Raw genomic sequence first — 4,021 nt, 5'->3', positions numbered from 1 at the left:
CTAAGATCAAAATCAAAAGCACGGCGGCCTAGTAGCCGACCGGTATCTAACTGTCGGCCCGGGTCAACTGTGGGAGCTGGCTTGCCTGCGATGCAAACACCTCGGTACATCAGGCACACCCAATCGATGCCATCGCAGGCAAGCCAGCTCCCACAGTGGGGCGCCGGATTCTGTCTGGTTTTTTTGCGTCATCGTTGACGACCATCGCCGGCAAGCCGGCTCCTACAGTGGACTGCGTTTGCCTTTGCCTTTGCTCCACACCACTCAAGCCGGCTGTCAGGCCGCTGTGCTTTTGCTTTTGATTTTGATCTTAAGCGCCCCGTCAAACACGCTGGCCGGAATTCGGCAGGGATTTGGGGGGTAAACCGGCAGGGATGCCGGTTTAGCCGCCCCGCGCCATGGATGGCGCGTGGCGGCGGCCCCCCAAATCACTGTCGGATTACGGGCACACCGAGCCTAGGCGAGGTGCCGAGTGTTGGGGCAAGAGCCTTTTGCTTACTTTTGGGCTCTATCAAAAGTGAGCCGCCGTAAGGGCGGAACCAATATCCGCCATCACCCAAATAACGGATATGCACACCATCCCAAAAAAACCTATCCCGACAAAAACACTAGGACTTTGTACCTGCGTAATATTTTGGCGTAAACTGCCGGCAAGCCTGTGAGGAGTTTCCATGACTGCCATAACCATTACCGACGCCGCCCACGATTACCTGGCTGACCTGCTGTCCAAGCAGAACACCCCGGGTATCGGCATCCGCGTCTTTATCACCCAGCCCGGCACCCAGTACGCCGAGACCTGCATTGCCTACTGCAAGCCGGGTGAAGAGAAGCCTGAAGACACCGCCCTGGGGCTGAAAAGCTTCACCGCGTATATCGATGCCTTCAGCGAAGCCTTCCTTGACGATGCCGTGGTCGACTACGCCACCGATCGCATGGGCGGCCAATTGACCATCAAGGCACCGAACGCCAAGGTGCCGAACGTCAACGCCGACAGCCCGGTCAACGAGCGCATCAACTACTACCTGCAAACCGAGATCAACCCGGGGCTCGCCAGCCACGGCGGTCAGGTCAGCCTGATCGACGTGGTCGATGATGGTATCGCGGTGTTGAAGTTCGGCGGCGGCTGCCAGGGCTGCGGCCAGGCGGACGTGACCTTGCGTGAAGGCATCGAGCGCACCTTGCTCGAGCGCATTCCAGAGCTCAAGGGCGTGCGCGACGTGACCGACCACACGCAGAAAGAAAACGCCTACTACTGAGTAAGGCGTTCGCTGCGAACAAAAAAACGGCGCCCCGTGAGCGCCGTTTTTTTATGCCTTAAATTCAATGACTTGCACTATCTATCTAACAAAACAAATCAACTGTGGGAGCTGGCTTGTCGGGTCGCCGCATCGCTGCGATAGCGTTACTTCAGCAGACAAATGTTTATCTGACATGCCGCCATCGCGGGCAAGCCCGGCTCCCACAGGGTTTTGCATAGCTCTCAGGATTTGATCAGGGGCGGTAGAGGTGAGCATGACCTGCGCGGTACAGCGAGGACTCGCTGAAGCTGTCACTGGCCAGCACCCGGCCCACCACAATCAGCGCCGTACGCCGAAAGCCCTTGGCGGCCACCTTCTCGGCTATGTCTGCCAAAGTGCCGACCGCCCAATCCTGATCCGGCCATGTCGCCCGATGCACCACGGCAATCGGGCAGTCGGCGCCATAGTGTGGCAGCAGCTCGGCGACAATCTTGTCCAGGTGGTTTACCCCAAGGTGAATCGCCATGGTCGTGCCATGCTGCGCCAGGCTGTCGAAATCCTCGCCGGCCGGCATGCTGGTCTTATCCGCATAGCGGGTCAGAATCACGCTCTGGGCGATGTCCGGAAGGGTCAACTCGGTTTCCAGCAACGCCGCACAGGCGGCCACTGCGGTAACGCCCGGGATGATCTGGAAAGGTATGCCCAGCTCGCGCAAATGGCGGATCTGCTCGCCAATCGCCCCGTATAGGCTCGGGTCGCCGGAATGCACCCGCGCCACGTCCTGGCCTTTGACATGGGCTGCCTTGATCAGGTCGATGATCTGTTCCAGGTGCAATTCGGCGCTGTTCACCACGGTTTCTGCCTGATGGCCTTCCAGCACCGCTGCGGGCACCAGCGAGCCGGCATAGATGATCACCGGGCAGCTGCGAATCAGCCGTTGGCCTTTGACGGTGATCAATTCCGGGTCGCCGGGGCCTGCGCCGATGAAGTAGACGGTCATGGGGAATTCCTGTCGAAAAACGGGCGAGCATGAAAATGGCTCATGATCGGGAGCGGCGATTATCGGGATTTTAGCCGGCGCACGCCAATGCAAAGGTGGCCTGGGCGGCTTTTTTGCGGGTGATCAGCAGTCGGGCAGGGGCGCCCGAAAGGAGTTCTGCCAAGGCCAGGGCGGCGCTTTCGGCGACGCCGTAACAGCCGGTATGGGCAAAGGCGACTTCCGACGTGTGACTCAAACGCTCGGCATAAACTGCCAGTTGCTCTGCGTTGAAACAGTGCAGCGGAAGATCCAGCGCCTGGGCTATCGCCAGTATTCCCGGCTCATCCTTTTTCAGATCGATACTGGCCAGTGCGGTGATACTGCTGCGATCAACGCCCCCCTCCGCGAGGGCGTTGTCGAACAGATCCAACAGGGCATGAGCCTCACAGCCCCGTTGGCAGCCCAGGCCGACCGCCAGGATCATGCGGCGTAGTGATCGTCACGGTTGCGACGGAACAGCCAGGCACTGATCAGGCCCAATGCCAGCCAGAAGGCGACGTTGGTTAGCTGCGAGGCGATCTTGAACTGTGCTTCCAGGGCTTCGGGTGCCAGCATCGAGTGCACTTCCGGTTGCGGTGCGCCGATAACGTGAGGCACGGCCAAAATAGCGGCACCCAGCACTTTCAACAGCCAGTTACGGCCAAACACCAACAGCGCGATGCCGGCGGCGGTGGAGGCGGCGGTGCCGATCCACCAGATCTGCCGTTGCGCCAGATCGGCAGCTGCAGTGCCCGGGAGCTCAGGTGGCAGGCCCATGGTCGGCGCCAGCACGAAGGTGGCGTAACCGGCCAGGCCCCAGAGCAGCCCTTGCGCGGTGCGGGTTGGCGCACGCAGGGTGTAGAGACCGGCCAGCATCAGGGCGAAACCGACTGCTACGACCAGGTTGCCGCCGGTGGTCGACAGCACACGCTGCCAGCCATCTTCCGGCTCCCAGGCTTCGGCGTCATGGCTGTGGGCGGCGGCGCCTTCGGCGTGTTCGTGGGCCACTTCGGTGGCGGCCGGGGCGTTTTCGAAGGTTTCCGCCTGCAGAATCAACGGGGCGACCCAGAAGCTTTGCAGCAGGGTCAACAGCAGGGCGGCCAGCAGGCCAGTAAATCCTGCGGTTTGCGCAATACGCTTGATCATGTCGGCAGGTCTCAGTGGCACGGGAACGCGGCGCTGTGGCGGGTATCGTGGGCTGCGTTGTGCACCGCCTCGATATGCGAGAAGCCGGCGAAATACACCAGGCACGCGCCGAGGATCGACGCACCGATGGCGGCGGTCAGGCGTTGGCTGAGGGTGGTGGTGTTGCCTGTGGCGTGCGAGGTGCTGCTGATGATCGACATGGCGCGTCCCTTCAGGGTTTCAGGGTGACACGAGCGCATGAAAACCCCGCGAGCCGGGCACGCGGGGTTCGAACAGCGCCCGCCCACCGCGGGTTTGTTATCTGATTTTTTCGGGCCGGTCTCCGGGCTTGCGAGGGGCTGTTCGCCTTTGAAAGTGTCGCCTTCCCATGCGTGTGCACAGTGGATCTGACGCTTCGCTCGCTTACCGTTGCGGGGGCAGCACCGGACTAGCCATAGGGGCATGGCGTACCGGTTTCCCGTTTCACCCTTTGCAGGGCACCCGAAACAAGATGTGTAGGAGAGCATGGGGGGTTGGGGGGAGTCAAATTGGATCTGGGGGCATATCCGTTATTGGGGGGATGGCTACTTATGGTTCCGCCCTTACGGCGGCTCACTATTTGATAGAGCGCAAAAGTAAG

5 protein-coding genes and 1 riboswitch are annotated in these 4,021 nt (G+C 60.9%); of the genes, 1 reads left to right on the top strand and 4 read right to left on the bottom strand.

All coding sequences use genetic code 11. From position 1 onward, the window contains the following. Positions 1-671: 671 nt before the first annotated feature. Positions 672-1,256 carry a Fe-S biogenesis protein NfuA gene (gene nfuA / locus HX792_RS20405; protein WP_003190728.1) on the top strand — a complete coding sequence of 195 codons (585 nt, stop codon included), beginning with the start codon at positions 672-674 and terminating at the stop codon, positions 1,254-1,256. 235 nt (positions 1,257-1,491) lie between these two features. Here nfuA and cobM read toward each other — a convergent pair whose 3' ends face one another. The 4 genes from cobM to HX792_RS20385 form a co-directional block, all read right to left on the bottom strand. After that, positions 1,492-2,238: a precorrin-4 C(11)-methyltransferase gene (gene cobM, locus HX792_RS20400; RefSeq protein WP_176997790.1), complete on the bottom strand. Its 747-nt coding sequence runs from the start codon at positions 2,236-2,238 to the stop codon at positions 1,492-1,494. 70 nt (positions 2,239-2,308) lie between these two features. Continuing rightward, on the bottom strand, positions 2,309-2,701 hold the full coding sequence (locus tag HX792_RS20395; RefSeq protein WP_176997789.1) for a cobalamin biosynthesis protein: 393 nt from the start codon (positions 2,699-2,701) through the stop codon (positions 2,309-2,311). Then, the gene (locus HX792_RS20390; protein ID WP_176997788.1) at positions 2,698-3,402 is read right to left on the bottom strand and encodes a CbtA family protein; all 705 of its coding nucleotides are present in this window, start codon (positions 3,400-3,402) and stop codon (positions 2,698-2,700) included. The genes HX792_RS20395 and HX792_RS20390 overlap by 4 nt, the downstream gene beginning before the upstream one ends. An 11-nt stretch (positions 3,403-3,413) precedes the next feature. Further along, entirely contained in the window at positions 3,414-3,602 is a 189-nt protein-coding gene (locus HX792_RS20385) for a CbtB-domain containing protein (protein WP_176997787.1), read from the bottom strand. Positions 3,603-3,697: 95 nt separating this feature from the next. Continuing rightward, positions 3,698-3,901, bottom strand: a riboswitch (cobalamin riboswitch). Between the last annotated feature and the right edge of the window lie 120 nt (positions 3,902-4,021).

The sequence above is a fragment of the Pseudomonas sp. B6002 genome (assembly GCF_013385985.1).
Lineage (GTDB): Bacteria > Pseudomonadota > Gammaproteobacteria > Pseudomonadales > Pseudomonadaceae > Aquipseudomonas.
The sequence above is the reverse complement of the archived record's forward strand: the minus strand, read 5'-3'. Positions and strand labels throughout refer to the sequence as shown.

Coding starts and splice junctions, on each gene's coding strand:
- HX792_RS20390 (WP_176997788.1), bottom strand. CDS start 3,402: ATGATCAAGCGTATTGCGCAAACCGCAGGATTTACTGGCCTGCTGGCC.
- nfuA (WP_003190728.1), top strand. CDS start 672: ATGACTGCCATAACCATTACCGACGCCGCCCACGATTACCTGGCTGAC.
- cobM (WP_176997790.1), bottom strand. CDS start 2,238: ATGACCGTCTACTTCATCGGCGCAGGCCCCGGCGACCCGGAATTGATC.
- HX792_RS20385 (WP_176997787.1), bottom strand. CDS start 3,602: ATGTCGATCATCAGCAGCACCTCGCACGCCACAGGCAACACCACCACC.
- HX792_RS20395 (WP_176997789.1), bottom strand. CDS start 2,701: ATGATCCTGGCGGTCGGCCTGGGCTGCCAACGGGGCTGTGAGGCTCAT.